This window comes from Amaricoccus sp. (assembly GCF_047602525.1).
In the GTDB taxonomy this organism is placed as follows: Bacteria; Pseudomonadota; Alphaproteobacteria; order Rhodobacterales; family Rhodobacteraceae; genus Amaricoccus.
Genome location: NZ_JASGHB010000001.1, coordinates 1645694 through 1663257, shown reverse-complemented (window position 1 = coordinate 1663257; position 17564 = coordinate 1645694). Strand labels below are relative to the sequence as shown.

The window sequence follows — 17564 nt, the reverse complement described above, 5'->3', positions numbered from 1 at the left end:
AGTTTCCCGTCCGTTGGGCTCACGGGTGAGGATGCCACAAGATTCTGGTGTCTTCGCCGATAGGCGCGAGCAGCCGAACGAGCCAGGGAAAAAAGACCATGAAGATCGAACGCCGCTTCACCACCGAGGAAACCTGCGCCTACGGGGCGCTTGCCTTCCGCAGCACCAGCTCGGAAATCCGCAATCCCGACGGCTCGATCGTGTTCCGCCTGGACAACCTCGAGGTGCCGGAAAGCTGGAGCCAGGTGGCGTCCGACGTGCTTGCGCAGAAGTACTTCCGCAAGGCCGGCGTCCCGGCCGCGCTGCGCCGGGTCAAGGAAAAGGGCGTGCCGGAGTTCCTGTGGCGCTCCGTGCCCGACGAGGCGGCGCTCGCGGCCCTGCCGGAGGCGGAGCGCTTCGTCGGCGAGACCACCGCGCGGCAGGTGTTCGACCGGCTCGCCGGGGCGTGGACCTACTGGGGCTGGAAGGGCAGCTACTTCTCGTCCGAGGCCGATGCGCGCGCCTACTACGACGAGATGCGCTTCATGCTGGCGACCCAGATGGGCGCGCCGAACAGCCCGCAGTGGTTCAACACCGGGCTGCACTGGGCCTATGGCATCGACGGCCCGGGGCAGGGGCACTACTACGTCGACTTCCAGTCCGGCGAGCTGACCCGCTCGACCAGCGCCTACGAGCATCCGCAGCCGCACGCCTGCTTCATCCAGTCGGTGCAGGACGACCTCGTGAACGAGGGCGGCATCATGGACCTGTGGACCCGCGAGGCGCGGCTGTTCAAGTACGGCTCGGGCACGGGGACGAACTTCTCCTCGCTGCGCGCCGAGAACGAGCGGCTGGCCGGCGGCGGCAAGTCCTCCGGCCTCATGTCCTTCCTCAAGATCGGCGACCGGGCGGCGGGCGCGATCAAGTCGGGCGGCACCACGCGCCGCGCGGCGAAGATGGTGATCTGCGACATGGATCACCCGGACATCGAGAACTTCATCACCTGGAAGGTGATCGAGGAGCAGAAGGTCGCGGCGCTGGTCGCGGGCTCGAAGATCCATCGCGAGAAGCTCTCGGCGATCCTCGAGGCGATCCGGGCGTGGGACGGTGCCGAGGCGGACGCCTTCGACCCCAAGGCAAATCCCTCGCTCAAGGCCGCGATCCGCGCGGCGAAGAAGAGCCACGTCCCCGAGGCCTATGTGAAGCGCGTGCTGCAGCAGGCCGAGCAGGGCGCGACCGAGGTCGATTTCCGCACCTATGACACCGACTGGGACTCGGAGGCGTATCTGACCGTCTCGGGGCAGAACTCCAACAACTCGGTGCGCGTGACCGACGCCTTCCTGCAGGCGGTGCGCGACGATGCCGACTGGACGCTGACCCGGCGCATCGACGGCAAGCCGGCGAAGACGGTGAAGGCGCGCGACCTGTGGGAGAAGGTCGGGCATGCCGCCTGGGCCTGCGCCGATCCGGGCGTGCAGTTCCACGACACCATCAACGCCTGGCACACCTGCCCGGAGGACGGGGCGATCCGCGCGTCGAACCCGTGCTCGGAGTACATGTTCCTCGACGACACCGCCTGCAACCTCGCGTCGATGAACCTGCTCACGTTCCTGAAGAACGGCAAGTTCGACGCCCGCGCCTATGTCCACGCCACCCGGCTCTGGACCGTGACGCTGGAAATCTCGGTGCTGATGGCGCAGTTCCCGAGCGAGCGGATCGCCGAACTCAGCTACCGCTTCCGCACGCTCGGCCTCGGCTATGCCAACATCGGCGGCCTGCTGATGACCATGGGCCACGGCTATGACTCGGCCGAGGGCCGGGCGCTCTGCGGCGCGCTCTCCGCGATCATGACCGGGGCCTCCTACGCCACGTCGGCCGAGATGGCGGGCGAGCTGGGTGCGTTCCCGGGGTATGCGAAGAACGCCGGCCACATGCTGCGCGTCATCCGCAACCACCGCCGGGCGGCGCAGGGGCTGATGGTCGACTACGAGGGGCTGGCGGTGCCGCCGGTCGCGCTCGACCACGCGAACTGCCCGGACCGCGCGCTCGTCAACCTTGCGCATGCGGTGTGGGATCAGGCGCTGGAGCTGGGCGAGAAGCACGGCTTCCGCAACGCGCAGACGACGGTGATCGCGCCGACCGGCACGATCGGCCTGGTGATGGACTGCGACACCACCGGCATCGAGCCCGATTTCGCGCTGGTGAAGTTCAAGAAGCTCGCGGGCGGCGGCTACTTCAAGATCATCAACCGCGCCGTCCCCGGTGCGCTGGTGAACCTCGGGTACAAGCCGGCGGAGATCGAGGACATCATCGGCTATGCCGTCGGCCGCGGCTCGCTGGAAGGCGCACCGGAGATCAACGCCACGGCGCTGATCGGCCACGGCTTCGGCCGGGCCGAGATCGAGAAGATCGAGGCGGCGCTGCCCACGGCCTTCGATGTCCGCTTCGTCTTCAACCAGTGGACGCTGGGCGAGGAGTTCTGCACCGGCATCCTCGGCATCCCGGCGGAGAAGCTGCGCGATCCGGCGTTCGACCTGCTGCGCCACCTCGGGTTCAGCAAGGCACAGGTCGACGCGGCGAACGCGCACGTCTGCGGCACCATGACGCTGGAAGGCGCGCCGCACCTGCGCCCTGAGGATTATGCCGTCTTCGATTGCGCCAACGCCTGCGGCAAGATCGGCACGCGGTATCTTTCGGTCGAGAGCCACATCCGCATGATGGCCGCGGCGCAGAGCTTCATCTCCGGCGCGATCTCCAAGACCATCAACATGCCGAACGAGGCGACCATCGGCGATTGCCAGGCGGCCTACGAGCTGTCGTGGTCGCTCGGCGTGAAGGCGAATGCGCTCTACCGCGACGGCTCGAAGCTCAGCCAGCCGCTCTCGGCCTCGCTGATCGAGGACGACGAGGATCTGGAGGAGGTGCTGACGGAGGCGCCGGTCGCCGAGCGGGTGACGGTGCTGGCCGAGAAGATCGTCGAGAAGATCATCTACAAGGAGATCGAGAAGGCCAACCGCCAGCGCCTGCCGGAGCGGCGCAAGGGCTACACCCAGAAGGCCATCGTCGGCGGGCACAAGGTGTACCTGCGCACCGGCGAGTATCAGGACGGCTCGCTGGGCGAAATCTTCATCGACATGCACAAGGAGGGCGCGGCCTTCCGGGCGATGATGAACAACTTCGCGATCGCGGTGAGCGTCGGCCTGCAGTACGGTGTTCCGCTTGAGGAATTCGTCGAGGCGTTCACCTTCACCCGCTTCGAGCCGGCGGGGATGGTGCAGGGCAACGACTCGATCAAGAGCGCGACCTCGATCCTCGACTACATCTTCCGCGAACTGGCGGTCAGCTATCTCGACCGCACCGACCTCGCCCACGTCCAGCCGAAGGGCGAGAGCTTCGACACGGTCGGCGGCGGCGAGCGCGAGGGTAACGTCCGCCGGGTCGAGAGCGAGGTGGCGCAGAGCTCCATCGCCGTCATCAAGCAGATCTCGTCCACCGGCTACCTGCGCAAGCGTCTGCCGCAGGAGCTGATGGTGCTGCAGGGCGGCGCCTCGGTGTCGGGCACGCTGGAGCTCGGGCCGCTGTCCGGCCTCGCGGTGCGCGACAGCCTGGAGACGGCCGTGGGGACGGTCGCGCTCGACATGCGCGCCAAGGCGCGGATGCAGGGCTACGAGGGCGATCCGTGCGGCGAATGCGGCAACTTCACGCTGGTGCGGAACGGCACCTGCCTGAAGTGCAACACCTGCGGCGGCACCAGCGGCTGCAGCTGAGGGGGAACGGAACTTGGGGGGCTGCGGCAGAACCGGTCGAGCAGGACCAGACTGACAAAGGCCCGCAGAAGGAAGCGGGAGGGGGCCACTGGCCCCCTCCCGGCGTTTTTGCGTTTGCCCGGACGAGGGGGAGCGCCGGCCTCGGGGAGCCTTTGGGGCTCCCGCTCGGCCGGCGCTACGTGACAGGCCGCCGTTGCGGCCCGTCACTCAGGAGCCGCGCTGTTGCGCGGCGAGTCTTTCCCTCCCCGCCTGTTGGCGGGGCCCCTGCGACTGCCCGATAGGGTTTCTGCCTATATGAATACCTTGGGGTGGCGCGGTCAGGTGGCGATGGCGAGGGTCGCGAGGTCGAGGGCGGTCTCGACGCTCCGGGCGCGGACCGCGGCGCGGCCGAGGGCGCCGAAGTCGCGGCGCTCGGCGCGGGTCGCGTTGCGGGTGGCGACGGCGAACCAGACCAGTCCCTCGGGCTTTGAGTCCGAGGCGCCGGGGCCGGCGACGCCGGTGATCGCCACGGCGATGTCGGCGTCCGAGGCGGCCAGCGCGCCTTCGGCCATGGCGCGGGCCACCGGCTCGGAGACCGCGCCGTGCGCCGCGAGCATCGCCTGCGGCACGCCGAGCATCGCGACCTTGGCGGGGTAGGAGTAGGTCACGAAGCCGCGGTCGAAGACATCGGACGAGCCGGGGATGTCGGTGATGGCCGCCGCGACCAGCCCGCCGGTGCAGCTCTCGGCGGTGGCGACCGTCCAGCCGCGGGCACGGGCGGCGCCGAGCAGCGCCCGGGCGCGGGCCTCGGCGATCATGCCAGCCACCCGTGGGCGATCGCCGCCATCGCCGTGACCGCAAGGGCCGTCAGCACGCCGGCGATCACATCGTCGAGCATCACGCCCGTCGCGCCGTGCCGGCGGTCGGCCCAGCCGACGGGTCCGGGCTTCCAGATATCCAGCAGGCGGAAGATCAGGAAGGCCGAGACCCAGCCCGGCCAGGGAAACAGCGCCGGCGGCGCGTCGTGCAGCCAGAGGCCGAGCGACAGCGGGAAGAGCGCGATCCACATGCCGACCACCTCGTCGATGACGATCCAGGAGGGATCGAACTTGCCAAGGGTATCGGCCTCGCGCCGCGCCGCCCAGAGGCCGGCCGCGAGCGCCGCGAGGGTGGCGAGGCCGAGCAGCGGGAAGCCGCCCGCCCGGTGCAGCAGGTAGCCGAGGCCGAGCGCCGCGAGCGAGCCCCAGGTGCCGGCCGCGACCGGGGCGAAGCCGATTCCGCCGAAGCTGCCGACGATGCGTCGCATGGGATCGCCTTTCAGGATTGCACGAGGGTGGCGGTGGCGAGCGCGGCGATGCCCTCGCCGCGGCCGGTGAAGCCGAGCCGCTCGGACGTGGTCGCCTTGACGCTGATCCGCCCGGGGTCGACGCCGCAGATGCGGGCAAGCTCCGCGCGCATCGCCGCGGCATGCGGGCCGATCTTCGGCGCCTCGCACACCAGCGTGACGTCGGCGTGGGTGAGGACAAAGCCGCGCTCGGCGAGGCGCGCGACCGCGGCGGCGAGGAAGATCTCCGAGGCCGCCCCCTTCCACTGCGGGTCAGACGGCGGGAACCAGCGGCCGATGTCGCCCTCGGCGAGGGCGCCGAGGATCGCGTCGGTCAGCGCGTGCATGCCGACATCGGCGTCGGAGTGGCCGACGAGGCCGCGGTCAAAGGGCAGGCGCACGCCGCAGAGCGTCACGCCGTCGCCGGGGCCGAAGGCGTGCACGTCGAAGCCGTTGCCGGTGCGGATATCCATCGCTGTCCTCGCCAGTCGGTCGGCCCGGGCGAGATCCTCGGGCGTGGTGATCTTGAAATTCGCCTCGCTGCCCGGGACCACGCGGGCGGCGAGGCCGGCGGCGCGGGCGACGGCCACGTCGTCGAGCGCCCCTCCCGGCGTCGTGTCGGTGCGGTGCGCCGCGAGGATCGCCGCGAAGTGGAACCCCTGCGGCGTCTGTGCCCGCCAGAGCCCGTCGCGCGGCACCGGGGCGTCGGCGCCGCCCGCCTCGACCCGCCAGAGCGCGTCGACGACCGGCAGGGCGGGGAAGGCGGCGGGGGCGGTGTCGAGCGCCGCAAGCACCGCGTTTGCCACGGCCGCGGGCAGGAACGGCCGCGCCGCGTCATGGATCAGCACCTTTTCCGGCGCCCGGGGGACCAGCGCCTCGAGCCCGGCGCGGACCGAGGCGGGGCGGTCGGCGCCGCCCGCCACCGGCGCAAGGAGACGCGCGTTGGTCAGTCCGGTCAGCGCCTCGGCATAGCGCCCGGCGTCGTCGGGATGGATCACCACGAGCACCGCGTCGAGGCCCTCGACCGCGAGCAGCGCCTCGACGCTTCTGCGCAGCATGGTTTGGCCTCCGACGGCGAGATACTGCTTCGGAACCGTCCCGCCCAGCCGCTCGCCGCGGCCCGCCGCCACGATCAGCCCTGCCGCCCGCGTGCTCACGTCCGCCCCATCCCTTTACTCCCCGCGGCGCCTTATAGGTCGAAAGCGCGCCCGGCCACAACGCCGGGCCGGTGGCCGCCGATTGCGGCGCAAATGTCGCTTCAATGGGCAAATGCGCGACTTCGGTGTGAAAACCCGGCACGGCGCCTTGCCAGCTTTGATGCACCGCGGTAAACAGGCGGCGGGAACTGCTCAGGGAATGGGCGGGTGGTGTTTCATCCTGCTGCAGGATGGCGCTGTCGCTGCAAATTCCGGCAGACGCAGGTTTTCGGGTGCGGGATGGACGGCGAGAGCGGCATGGAGGCGGGGGCGGCGAGTTTTGAAGCGCTCTGGGGGGCGATCCCGTATCCGGCGCTGGTGGTGAACGGCGGCGACGGCATCGTCACCGCAAATCCCGCCACGGAAAGCTTCGGCGCCACATCGCTGCGGCAGATGGCCGGCCGGCCGCTCGGTCGCTTTCTCGGGCAGGACAGCGCCGTGCTCGACGTCGTGCGCCAGGCGCGACGCAACGGCGTCTCGGTGGCGCAGTACAACGTCATGGTCGGGTGGGCGGATCAGCCTTCGCAGCTGCACAACGTCCACGCCACGCCGCTCAACGAGGACGGCGAGATCCTGATCCTGATGCATCCGCAGGGCATGGCCGACAAGATGGACCGCACGCTCGGGCACCGCTCGGCCGCGCGCTCGGTCACGGGCATGGCGGCGATGCTGGCGCACGAGATCCGCAACCCGCTCGCCGGTATCTCCGGGGCGGCGCAGTTGCTCGAGATGGGGCTCGAGGAGGGCGACCGCGAGCTGACCGGGCTGATCCAGGCCGAGGCGGCGCGCATCGGCAAGCTCGTCGACCGGGTCGAGCAGTTCGGTGACCTGCGCCCGGCGCAGCGGCAGCCGCTCAACATCCACGACGTGCTCGACCGCTCGCGCCGGGCCGCGCAGGCGGGCTTTGCCTCGCACGCGCGGTTCACCGAGGAGTTCGACCCCTCGCTGCCGCCGACCGCCGGCGACCCGGACCAGCTGCTCCAGGTGTTCCAGAACCTGCTGAAGAACGCCGCCGAGGCGGTGCCGCGGGTCGGCGGGGCGATCTCGATCGCGACGGCGTACCAGCCGGGGGTGAAGCTGTCCCGGCCGGGGCACAAGAGCGAGAGCCTGCCCTTGGTCGTGACCATCGGCGACAACGGGCCGGGCATCCCCGAGAACATCATCCGCGACATCTTCGATCCGTTCGTCAGCTCGAAGGTCAACGGCACGGGCCTCGGCCTGTCGCTGGTGTCGAAGTTCGTCGCCGACCACGGCGGCGTGGTGGAATGCGACAGCCGGCCCGGGCGGACGCGCTTTCGCGTGCGCCTGCCGGTCTGGCGCGGCGATGTGGCGGAAGAGCCGAGGGGGTAGCAGGATGGAAGGCACGATCCTCGTCGCGGACGACGACCGCACCATCCGCACGGTTCTGGCGCAGGCGCTGACCCGCGCCGGCTGCCGGGTGCGCGCGACGGGCACCGCGACGACGCTCTGGCGCTGGATCGAGGAGGGCGAGGGCGACGTCGTCGTCACCGACGTGATGATGCCGGACGGCGACGCGCTCGACCTGCTGCCCGCGATCCGGAAGCGCCGGCCGGACCTGCCGGTCATCGTGATGAGCGCGCAGAACACGGTGATGACCGCGATCCGCGCGGCGGAAGTCGGCGCCTACGAGTACCTGCCGAAGCCGTTCGACCTGAAGGAGGTTCTGGGTCAGGTCTCCAAGGCGCTGAACCAGAAGACCCGCCGGGCGCCCGCCCCGGAGGACGAGGCGCCGGGCCGCGAGGACAACCTGCCGCTGATCGGGCGCAGCCCGGCGATGCAGGAGGTCTATCGCATCCTCGCCCGGCTGATGAACACCGATCTCGGCGTGATGATCACCGGCGAGAGCGGCACCGGCAAGGAGCTGGTGGCGCGCGCGCTGCACAACTATGGCCTGCGCAAGGCCGGGCCGTTCGTGGCGATCAACATGGCGGCGATTCCGCGCGACCTGATCGAGAGCGAGCTGTTCGGCCACGAGAAGGGCGCGTTCACCGGCGCCGACCGGGCGATGGCCGGCAAGTTCGACCAGGCCAAGGGCGGCACGCTGTTCCTCGACGAGGTGGGCGACATGCCGCTCGACGCGCAGACCCGCCTCCTGCGCGTGCTGCAGGAGGGCGAGTTCACCCGCGTCGGTGGCCGCGAGCTGCAGACCGCCGACGTGCGGATCATCGCGGCAACGCATCAGGACCTGCGCACGCTCATCAACGAGGGGCGATTCCGCGAAGATTCTGTTCTACCGGCTGAACGTGGTGCCGATCCGCCTGCCGCCGCTGCGCGAGCGGCTGGAGGACGTGCCGGATTTGGCGCGCGCCTTCCTGCGCCGGGCCGAGGGCGAGGGCCTGCCGCGCAAGACCATCTCCAAGGAGGCGCTCGACATCCTGAAGAAGCAGGAATGGTCGGGCAACGTGCGCGAGCTGGAGAACCTGATGCGCCGGCTCTGCGTGCTCTGCCCCGACGAGGTGATCTCGGGCCCGGTGGTGAGCCAGGAGATCTCCGCCCGTCCGAGCAGCGCCGCCACGCCGCAGGCGGCGCAGCCGCAGCGGCTCGCTCACGCGATCGAGGCGCACCTGCGCCGCTACTTCGACCTGCATGGCGACGGCCTGCCGCCCGATGGCCTCTACGACCGGATCCTGAAGGAGATGGAGCTGCCGCTCATCGCGCTGTCGCTGTCGGCGACGCGGGGCAATCAGGTGCGCACGGCGGAGTTGCTGGGCATCAATCGCAACACTCTGCGTAAGAAAATCAAGGATCTCGACATCCGGGTGACGCGCGGCAAGCGGATGATGTAACCCGGTTTCCGGGTGTGTGAGTTTGTGCGTGTGGGATGGGTACGGTGCTTCGTGTTGGAGCCTTTGCCGCAGTGTGTGTTCTTGCGGCCGGGGGTGTCGGATTTGCGGCGGGATGCGATGCGCCGATGCGCGGCGGGCCGGAGTCCTGGCTGCCGGTGACGCCGTTTCCGGCGTACGACCAGCCCGCGCCACATCCGGCGTCCGACTGCCCGTTCTATCAGGCCGCATGGCAGACCTTCCTCTACGTTGCGCAGCCAAGCCCTTCGGGGGAGCCGGCGTTTCTCGGCTATTCCGGCATCGAGGATTCTGTTCGCGCCCAGCGGCTCCCGCGGCGGCGCGCTCGACGTGATGGACCAGAAAGCGATCAATGTAAGCCGGGTGCTCGCGCGCTATCTCTGCCGGTCACGAATAGGCGAGAATCCGAGGATTTCAGTCCGAGAGGCGACATTCGGGTGACACATGGCGCCGAGTTGATGTAAGACGGCCACAGTCGAGCCGGAAAAGCGTCACGGAAGAATGCGCAGTCACGAACTGACCCACGCCGGGCTCCGCCTGGCGCGCTGGCGCAACCGCCACAACCTGCGTCAGGCGACGTTCTGGACGATGGTGGCGCTCGGCCCGCTGCTGGCCATCGCCACGACGGCGGTTCTTTCGGACATGCAGTGGCTCGGCGGCGGCAAGATGCTGCGGCCGGTCCTGCTGGCGGATTTCGTCTACGCCATCCTGGTCGCGACCTTCGTTGCGCAGCGGGTCGGCGAGATGATCGCCGCGCGCCGGCGCAAGTCGGCGGGCTCGAAGCTGCACATGCGGCTGGTGCGGCTCTTCACGCTGATCGCGCTGGTGCCGACGGTGCTGGTCGCGGTCTTTGCCACGGTCACGCTGAACTTCGGCCTCGAGGGCTGGTTCTCCGACCGGGTGCACGACGTGGTGACGAACTCGATGGCCGCCGCCCAGGCGTACGAGGAGGAGCATCGCACCACGCTGCAGGCCGACGCGCAGGAGCTTGCCGGCTTTCTCGACGAGCAGAAGGCGCGCAACCCGCTGCTCGCCGGCGGCCAGCTCCGGGACCTGCTGACCCGCGGCCAGCTGCAGATGCAGCGGGCGCTGCCCAAGGCGTACATCATCGACGGCGACGGCGGCCTGCGTGCCCGGGGCGAGCGGAGCTATCTCTTCTGGTACACGCCGCCGTCGCCCGAGGACATGGCCCGCGCCAAGGACGGCGAGACGGTCATCATCCAGGACTGGGAAAACAACGAGTTCTGGGCGCTGTTGCAGCTCACGGCATTCCCGGACCATTTCCTCTACGTCAGCCGCGAGGTCGACGGGAAGATCCTGTCGCTGCTCGACGAGACGCAGGAGACCGTGCGGCTCTACCAGCAGCTCGAGGCCGACCGCGGCCGGCTGCTCTTCGAGTTCGCGCTCGTCTACCTCGGATTTGCCATGGTGGTGATCCTCGCGGCCATGTGGATGGGCCTGTGGTTCGCCGAGCGGCTGGCGCGGCCGGTCGGGCGGCTCGCCGGTGCCGCCGAGCGGGTCGGGCAGGGCGATCTCGACGTCAAGGTGCGCGAGGAGCGGGGCGACGACGAGATTGCGCTGCTCGGCCGCACCTTCAACGAGATGACCCGCCAGGTGAAGGGCCAGCGCGACGCGCTGATCGCCGCGAACGACGAGACCGAGCGGCGGCGGCGGCTGTTCGACTCCGTGCTCTCGGGCGTCACCGCGGGGGTGATCGGCCTCGACGGCGCCGGCCGCATCGAGGTGATGAACGCGGCCGCGGGCGCCCTGCTCGACCTCGACCCGGAGACGTCCGCCGGGGATCCGTTCGAGGCCACCGTCCCCGAGTTCGCGGAATTGCTGCACCGGCTCGACGCGCGGCGCAACGGCGTGGCGCAGGCCGAGGTGAAGCTCATCCGCGCCGGACAGGAGCGTGACCTCCTGGTGCGCATCGCCGCGCGCCTCGCCGGCGACGGCAGCCTCGAGGGCTATGTCGTGTCCTTCGACGACGTGACCGACCTCGTGGTGGCGCAGCGCATGGCCGCCTGGGGCGACGTGGCGCGGCGCATCGCCCACGAGGTGAAGAACCCGCTCACCCCGATCCAGCTCTCGGCCGAGCGCCTGCGCCGCAAGTTCGGCCCGATGGTGCCGATCGACGAGCGGGCCGGCCTCGAGCAGTATGCCGACGTGATCGTGCGCCAGACCAACGACCTGCGGCGCATCGTCGACGAGTTCTCCAAGTTCGCCCGGATGCCCGCGCCGGAGCGCCGTCCGCTCGACCTCGGCAAGCTGCTGTCCGAGGCGGTGCTGCTGCAAGAGGCCGCGCGGCCGGACGTGACCTATCGCCTCGCCCTGCCGGAGCCGGCGGTGCTTGCCCATCTCGACGGCACGATGATGAACCAGGCGTTCACCAACCTGCTGAAGAACGCCGCCGAGGCGATCGACGAGCGGCTGGCCGCGACCCCCGGCGGGGCCGCCGGCGAGATCCGGGTGTCGCTGATGGCCGAGGCGGGGCAGCTGCGCATCGACATCCAGGACAACGGCATCGGCCTGCCCGAACAGCCCGCCCGGCTGTTCGAGCCCTACGTCACCCACCGGGCCAAGGGCACCGGGCTGGGGCTGCCGATCGTGAAGAAGATCGTCGAGGAGCACGACGGCACGCTCGACCTCGTGCCCGCGCCCCCGTTCGAGGACGGCGCGCCGCCCGGGGCCTGGGCGCGCATGGTGCTGCCCCGGGCCGCGGCGGAACACGCCCGCGAGAGTGAAGAGAGAACCAGAATTACCGAGAAGTTGAGGGAGAGCCTGTGATGAGCGACATCCTGGTGGTCGACGACGAGGCCGACATCCGCACCCTGATCGGCGACATCCTGACCGACGAGGGCCACGGCGTGCGCCTCGCCTGGGACAGCGAGACGGCGCTGAACGAGATCAACCGCGCCGCGCCGGACCTGATCGTGCTCGACATCTGGCTGAAGGACAGCCGGCTCGACGGCATCGACATCCTGAAGAAGGTGAAGCGCGACAACCCGGCGATCCCGGTGGTCATCATCTCCGGCCACGGCAACATCGAGATCGCCGTCGCCGCCATCAAGCAGGGCGCCTACGACTTCATCGAGAAGCCGTTCAACATCGACCAGCTGATGGTGGTGATCGGCCGCGCGCTCGAGACCTCGCGCCTGCGCCGCGAGAACGCCGCGCTCAAGGTCAAGGACAACGGCACCAGCGTGATGCTGGGCGGAAGCCCGATCTTCCGCCACCTGAAGGGCCAGCTCGACAAGGTAGCCCGCACCAACAGCCGCATCATGCTGTCGGGGCCCGCCGGCTCCGGCAAGGAGGTGGCGGCGCGCTACATCCACCGCAATTCCGAGCGGGCCAAGGGGCCGTTCGTCACGGTGAACTCCGCCACCATCGGCGCCGACCAGATGGAGGAGGTGCTGTTCGGCCGCGAGAGCGCCGACCGCGGCGTCGAGCCCGGCCTCTTCGAGCGGGCCCACACCGGCGTCCTGTTCTTCGACGAGGTCGCCGACATGCCGCTCGGCACCCAGTCGAAGATCCTGCGGGTGCTGGTCGACCAGAGCTTTCAGCGGGTCGGCGGCGCCAACATGGTGCGCGTCGACGTGCGCGTCATCTCCGCCACCACCCGCGACCTCGCCCGCGAGGTGCAGGCCGGCCGGTTCCGCACCGAGCTCTACCACCGCCTGAACGTGGTGCCCGTCACCGTCCCGGGCCTCGAGGCGCGCCGCGAGGACATCCCCGAACTGGCCGCCCGCTTCCTCGAGGACCTGAGCAGCGCCCAGGGCCTGCCGAAGCGCGGCCTGACCCCCGAGGCAGAGGCCCAGCTCCAGACGATGCGCTGGCCCGGCAACGTCCGGCAGCTCCGCAACACGCTGGAACGGGCCCTGATCCTCGGGCCCGATCAGGGCGAGATCGAACCCGAAGAGCTGGTGCTCGACTCCGCTCCGAACGGTGCCACCGCGGGCGGCATGCTCGGCGCCGCCTTTGCCGGCCTGGCGCTGCGCGAGGCGCGCGAGATGTTCGAGCGGGAGTACCTGGTGGCGCAGATCAACCGCTTCGGCGGCAACATCTCCCGCACCGCGAATTTCGTCGGCATGGAGCGCTCGGCGCTGCATCGCAAGCTGAAGTCGCTGAACGTCATCACCGCCGGCCGCAACGACCGCACCGAGGAGGCGGAGGCCCACGCCTGAGGGCGGGCTTCGGGTCGCATCGGCGGGGCCTGACACCGCCCGCGCGCGGCTCCCCGCGCGGGCAGCCCTGCGACACGCCGCCGCTGGCCATTGCCTCGGTGACGGGCGGGGCGCATACTCCATGGCCGAGCCGGCTGCATTTCAGCCGGCCGAAATGCCGATCTCCAGATTTGTCCGGGGCGAGCGCGCGCACGTGCGGCCTTGCCTCCTTGGGAGCATCCGCCATGACCAAGGCCGACGAAAGCCTATCCGGGCGCGCCGACGCGTGCTGCTGCTCGGTCGACATCCACATCGAGGCGAAAGGAGACGTCAACGTCTACGCCTGCACCCCTGCGGGCAAGGGCGATGGCGGCAGTCCCGCGCCCGAATGCCCGCCGCGATCGTGCGACCCGATCGCGCCCGGCCAGTGCCTGCCGCTGACGCTCGGCGCCAAGCCAAAGCAGTCGGCGCGCACGAAGCGCGATGCGATCCTCGCGTCGAGCAAGGTGCCCTCGGCGCTCGCCGCCGGCTTCTTCCGCCACGCCCGGCGCTACCTCGCCGGCGAAACGCCCGGCAACCCGTTCGAGGCGGAGGCGTTCGCGCTGTTTCGGGCGATGCCCGAGGACATGCGCGGCCTGCTCCGCTGCGCTGATGCCTCGATCCGGGCCCTGCCCACCGCCGACCGCAACCGGCTGCTCGACCCGGGCATCCTCGCGGGCAGCGGCCCTCTCGACGCTCTGACGCTCGCCACCGCGCTCGGCGTCGAGATCGGCCGCCGGGGAAGGGACGCACAGTTCGACGATCCCGACGCGGTGGAGCGTCCCGGGCAGAACCGCTTCTTCGACGTGCCGCCCGGCGAGGAGAATTTCGACGTCCAGCTCCGCATCTGCAGCGTCAACGACCTGCGGACCGTCAATTTCATCCCGCCGCTGACCCCGGGAGACTACCTGCCGACCGAGTTCCAGCAGGCCTGCACGCTGGTCGTCGTCAACGGTGTGACGCAGGCCTCCTGCCAGACCCAGTCCGGCAACTGTCCGGGCCAGTCGCTCGCGGACGGCGCGTGCCTGCGTGTGCCGGACGTGGAGGCGGGCGGGTCGGTGGTGCTGAAGGGCGTGAACTTCATCAGCACCGATGCCAAGGTGCGACTCGAAGCGCGGCCGCCGCTCACTCTGGTGCGCGAGGTCGACGCCTTCGTCTACGGCGATCTCGACACGCCGCTGTCCGAGGTGATCGACGGTCAGGTCGTAACGATCCGCGACTGCCGGGTGCATGACCAGATCACCTTCAAGGTGCCTGATGACCTGCCTGCGGGCGTCTATGGCATCCAGGTGGTCGAGCCGAACGTCTCGGGCTTCCCGAACCTCGGCGATCCGCTGGTGTCGAACCAGGAGTTCATCGCCGTCGTGCCGCCGGCCGGCGCGCTCTACACCATCGCAAGCGAGAAACTCGTGGCCCGCGAGGAGACCTCGCCCGCTTTCTTCGGGTCTGACGAGGTGCGCGTGCGGGTGCGGGCCTATCCGGTGACGCTCTCGGACACCGGGCTCGTCCTCGGCGACGAGCAGGCCTTCGAACTCGCCGGAGTTCGACGATCTCGATTCCGGCGAGATGCGGGCGATGGACGCGGTTCTCTTTGCCAACAGCGCGCCGATCGACGGCGTCGTGCTGTCGGTGATGGGCTTCGAGATCGACAGCGAAGCCGCCTACCGCGACCAGATCAACAGCTTCAGCGATGCCTTCTGGCACTACCTGAAGATCGCCGCGACCGCCGTCTTTGCCGCCGGCGCGGCCGGGGCGCTGGCGCTCGGGCTGAAGGATCTGCTGCTCCTCGCGCTCGCGCATCCGATCCTGCTCGCGATCGCCGCGGCGCTGGTGCTGGCCGTGGTGATCTTCGTCGCGGCGTGGGCACCGGCCGATCCGATCATCGTCGATGCGATCGGCCTGACCCGGCCGGATTCTGGCGGCCCTGACCAACGTCAACCTGCCGCTGCCGGCGGCCACCACGGCGCGCACGCAGGCGGACATCCAGGTGAACATCTCGCCGGTCGAGAAGCTGCCGAACCAGTACCACGAGCTGCGCGAGTACGTCAGTTCCGAGGAGGACAGCCGCTACGAGATCCTCCTGCGCTACAACCGCGTCGCCTGAGAACCGGGGCCGGCGTCGAGGCGCCGGCCCGCGGGGCGCGTCCGTCACACGCCCTGCCAGCTCTCCACCACCTTCCACGCCTCCGCCGCGGTCGCGACGTGCGTCACCAGCCCGAGGTCGGCCGGCGCCACCGTGCCGGCCTCGACCAGCGCCTGCCAGTCGATGACCTTGTGCCAGAAGTCATCGCCGAACAGCAGGATCGGCAGCCGCTTCATCCGGCCGGTCTGCACCAGCGTCACCACCTCGAACAGCTCGTCGAGCGTGCCGAAGCCGCCGGGAAACGCCGCGATCGCCCGCGCCCGCATCAGGAAGTGCATCTTCCGTATGGCGAAGTAGTGGAAGTTGAACGACAGGTCCGGCGTGCCGTAGAGGTTCGGGCTCTGCTCGTGCGGCAGCACGATGTTGAGGCTGACCGAGACGCCGCCCTCGTCGTGGGCGCCGCGGCTGCCCGCCTCCATGATGCCCGGGCCGCCGCCGGTGCAGACCACATAGTCCCGATTGTCCGTCGACAGCGCCTTGCGGGTGCAGAGCCGGGCGAACTCCCGCGCCTCGTCGTACCACCGCGACAGCCCGCTCGCCGGCCGTGCCGGCCCCGGGGCGGCTGGATCGGGGATGCGGGCGCTGCCGAACATCACCACCGTCGAGGTGATGCCGCGCTCGGCCAGCGCCATCTCGGGCTTCAGCAGCTCGAGTTGCAGCCGGACCGGGCGCAGCGCCTCGCGGGTCAGGAAATCGCCGTCGTTCCAGGCCAGACGATAGCTCGGCGACAGGGTCTGCGGCGTGTCCGGCGTCCGGTCCCAGCGGGCGAGGTCTTCGCGCGCGTCGGGAAAGCGGCGTGGCGGCTCGCTCGGTTGGCTCATGTCCATCCTCCTCTCGGCGCATTGCCTCGGGTCCGGCGCCCGTCTATAGCGTCGGTCGGACCCCCGCCAGACTGAACTCGATCCGTCTGAACACCGCCTGAACGCCTCCCGGAGTGCTCGACCCATGACGACCCTCGCGCCTGCCGCCCTGGATCACGCCAGCCTCGAACGCGCCGTCGAAGCCGCCTGGGAGGCCCGCGACGGCATCACGCCCGCGACCGGCGGCGAGGTGCGTGCGGCGATCGAGACCACGCTCGAGGCGCTGGACAAAGGCGCGCTCCGCGTCGCGGAGCGCCAGCCGGATGGCCTCTGGAAGGTCAACCAGTGGGCGAAGAAGGCCGTGCTCCTCGGCTTCCGCCTGCGGGACATGGCGGCGCAGTCCGGCGGCCCGCAGGGCGGCGGCTGGTGGGACAAGGTCGATTCCAAGTTCAAGGGTTGGTCCGAGCACGACTGGCGCGCCGCGGGTTTCCGCGCCGTGCCGACCTGCGTCGTCCGCCGCTCGGCCTTCATCGCGCCGGGCGCGGTGCTGATGCCCTCGTTCGTCAACCTCGGCGCCTACGTCGGCGAGGGGACGATGGTCGACACCTGGGCCACCGTCGGCTCGTGCGCCCAGATCGGTCGCAACGTCCACCTGTCGGGCGGCGTCGGCATCGGCGGCGTGCTCGAGCCGCTGCAGGCCGGGCCGACGATCATCGAGGACAACTGCTTCATCGGTGCCCGCTCCGAGGTGGTCGAGGGCTGCATCGTGCGCGAGGGCTCGGTCCTCGGCATGGGCGTCTTCATCGGCCAGTCGACCAAGATCGTCGACCGGGCGACCGGCGACATCTTCTATGGCGAGGTGCCGCCCTATTCCGTCGTCGTGGCGGGCAGCCTGCCGGGCAAGCCGTTCCCGGACGGCCAGCCTGGCCCGAGCCTTTACTGTGCGGTCATCGTCAAGCGGGTGGACGAGCGCACGCGATCGAAGACCAGCATCAATGAACTGCTCCGCGACTGACGCGTCCCGCGAGACCGAGGTCTTCACCCTGCTCGTCGTGGTCGGCCGATGGCCGAACGACGAGTTGCCGGCGGACGCCACCGGGGCGGAGCTGCTGTGCTACGCCACCGGCTGCGACGAGGCTGAGGCGGTTCGCGAGACGGTGAACGTGCTCCGCGCCGCCGAACTTCGCCCGCTCGACGTCACCGGCTACGGCTCGCTGGCCGAGCGCGAGGCCGACGGCGAGGTCGGCGAGGAGGAGCGCGGCCTGATCGAGCGATGCCGGCGGGAGAACGCGGTCATCGTCGCCGAGCTGACGCCGACCTACGGCGACGGGTCGCCACAGTAGGCCCGCGGT

General features: G+C 70.1%; 11 protein-coding genes and 1 pseudogene. 8 read left to right on the top strand and 4 right to left on the bottom strand.

What is annotated here, in order from left to right; translation table 11 throughout:
• Window positions 1–98 precede the first annotated feature (98 nt).
• On the top strand, window positions 99–3746 hold the full coding sequence (locus QM699_RS08730; protein WP_415010764.1) for a vitamin B12-dependent ribonucleotide reductase: 3648 nt from the start codon (window positions 99–101) through the stop codon (window positions 3744–3746).
• 317 nt (window positions 3747–4063) lie between these two features.
• Here the strand turns inward: QM699_RS08730 and QM699_RS08725 are convergent, their stop codons facing one another.
• Genes QM699_RS08725 through QM699_RS08715 form a run of 3 tightly spaced genes read right to left on the bottom strand, consistent with a single transcriptional unit; the run spans window position 4064 to window position 6206 of the window.
• Window positions 4064–4543, bottom strand: a complete 480-nt coding sequence (locus QM699_RS08725) for a CinA family protein (RefSeq protein WP_415010763.1) — start codon at window positions 4541–4543, stop codon at window positions 4064–4066.
• The gene (locus tag QM699_RS08720) at window positions 4540–5031 is read right to left on the bottom strand and encodes a phosphatidylglycerophosphatase A (RefSeq protein ID WP_415010762.1); all 492 of its coding nucleotides are present in this window, start codon (window positions 5029–5031) and stop codon (window positions 4540–4542) included. Before QM699_RS08720 ends, QM699_RS08725 begins: the two co-directional genes overlap by 4 nt.
• An 11-nt stretch (window positions 5032–5042) precedes the next feature.
• Entirely contained in the window at window positions 5043–6206 is a 1164-nt protein-coding gene (locus QM699_RS08715) for a bifunctional 2-C-methyl-D-erythritol 4-phosphate cytidylyltransferase/2-C-methyl-D-erythritol 2,4-cyclodiphosphate synthase (protein ID WP_415010761.1), read from the bottom strand.
• A gap of 279 nt (window positions 6207–6485) precedes the next feature.
• On the opposite strand from QM699_RS08715, the gene QM699_RS08710 reads away from it, so the two are divergent.
• The 5 genes and pseudogenes from QM699_RS08710 to QM699_RS08690 all read left to right on the top strand — a co-directional run bounded on the left by QM699_RS08710 (window position 6486) and on the right by QM699_RS08690 (window position 15197).
• Window positions 6486–7595, top strand: coding sequence for a two-component system sensor histidine kinase NtrB (locus tag QM699_RS08710; RefSeq protein ID WP_415010760.1), 1110 nt, complete (start codon window positions 6486–6488; stop codon window positions 7593–7595).
• A 4-nt stretch (window positions 7596–7599) separates the two neighbouring features.
• Window positions 7600–9052: pseudogene (gene ntrC, locus QM699_RS08705) on the top strand (nitrogen regulation protein NR(I)).
• Between the two features lie 516 nt (window positions 9053–9568).
• A complete protein-coding gene (locus tag QM699_RS08700; RefSeq protein ID WP_415010759.1) occupies window positions 9569–11854 on the top strand; it encodes an ATP-binding protein in 2286 nt (761 codons plus the stop codon).
• On the top strand, window positions 11854–13251 hold the full coding sequence (locus QM699_RS08695; protein ID WP_415010758.1) for a sigma-54-dependent transcriptional regulator: 1398 nt from the start codon (window positions 11854–11856) through the stop codon (window positions 13249–13251). Before QM699_RS08700 ends, QM699_RS08695 begins: the two co-directional genes overlap by 1 nt.
• 224 nt (window positions 13252–13475) lie before the next feature.
• Window positions 13476–15197 (top strand): hypothetical protein, encoded by a 1722-nt coding sequence (locus QM699_RS08690; protein WP_415010757.1) that lies wholly within the window; start codon window positions 13476–13478, stop codon window positions 15195–15197.
• Window positions 15198–15417: 220 nt separating this feature from the next.
• Here QM699_RS08690 and QM699_RS08685 read toward each other — a convergent pair whose 3' ends face one another.
• Window positions 15418–16233, bottom strand: coding sequence for an LOG family protein (locus QM699_RS08685; RefSeq protein ID WP_415010756.1), 816 nt, complete (start codon window positions 16231–16233; stop codon window positions 15418–15420).
• A 124-nt stretch (window positions 16234–16357) separates the two neighbouring features.
• On the opposite strand from QM699_RS08685, the gene dapD reads away from it, so the two are divergent.
• Together dapD and QM699_RS08675 are read left to right on the top strand one after the other, a co-directional pair.
• Complete coding sequence (dapD, locus tag QM699_RS08680; protein ID WP_415010755.1) at window positions 16358–17227, top strand: 2,3,4,5-tetrahydropyridine-2,6-dicarboxylate N-succinyltransferase; 870 nt, start codon at window positions 16358–16360, stop codon at window positions 17225–17227.
• The gene (locus QM699_RS08675; RefSeq protein ID WP_415010754.1) at window positions 17208–17555 is read left to right on the top strand and encodes a hypothetical protein; all 348 of its coding nucleotides are present in this window, start codon (window positions 17208–17210) and stop codon (window positions 17553–17555) included. The genes dapD and QM699_RS08675 overlap by 20 nt, the downstream gene beginning before the upstream one ends.
• Window positions 17556–17564 lie beyond the last annotated feature (9 nt).

Coding starts and splice junctions, on each gene's coding strand:
- QM699_RS08725 (WP_415010763.1), bottom strand. CDS start 4,543: ATGATCGCCGAGGCCCGCGCCCGGGCGCTGCTCGGCGCCGCCCGTGCC.
- QM699_RS08730 (WP_415010764.1), top strand. CDS start 99: ATGAAGATCGAACGCCGCTTCACCACCGAGGAAACCTGCGCCTACGGG.
- QM699_RS08720 (WP_415010762.1), bottom strand. CDS start 5,031: ATGCGACGCATCGTCGGCAGCTTCGGCGGAATCGGCTTCGCCCCGGTC.
- QM699_RS08690 (WP_415010757.1), top strand. CDS start 13,476: ATGACCAAGGCCGACGAAAGCCTATCCGGGCGCGCCGACGCGTGCTGC.
- dapD (WP_415010755.1), top strand. CDS start 16,358: ATGACGACCCTCGCGCCTGCCGCCCTGGATCACGCCAGCCTCGAACGC.
- QM699_RS08710 (WP_415010760.1), top strand. CDS start 6,486: ATGGACGGCGAGAGCGGCATGGAGGCGGGGGCGGCGAGTTTTGAAGCG.
- QM699_RS08695 (WP_415010758.1), top strand. CDS start 11,854: ATGAGCGACATCCTGGTGGTCGACGACGAGGCCGACATCCGCACCCTG.
- QM699_RS08685 (WP_415010756.1), bottom strand. CDS start 16,233: ATGAGCCAACCGAGCGAGCCGCCACGCCGCTTTCCCGACGCGCGCGAA.
- QM699_RS08700 (WP_415010759.1), top strand. CDS start 9,569: ATGCGCAGTCACGAACTGACCCACGCCGGGCTCCGCCTGGCGCGCTGG.
- QM699_RS08675 (WP_415010754.1), top strand. CDS start 17,208: ATGAACTGCTCCGCGACTGACGCGTCCCGCGAGACCGAGGTCTTCACC.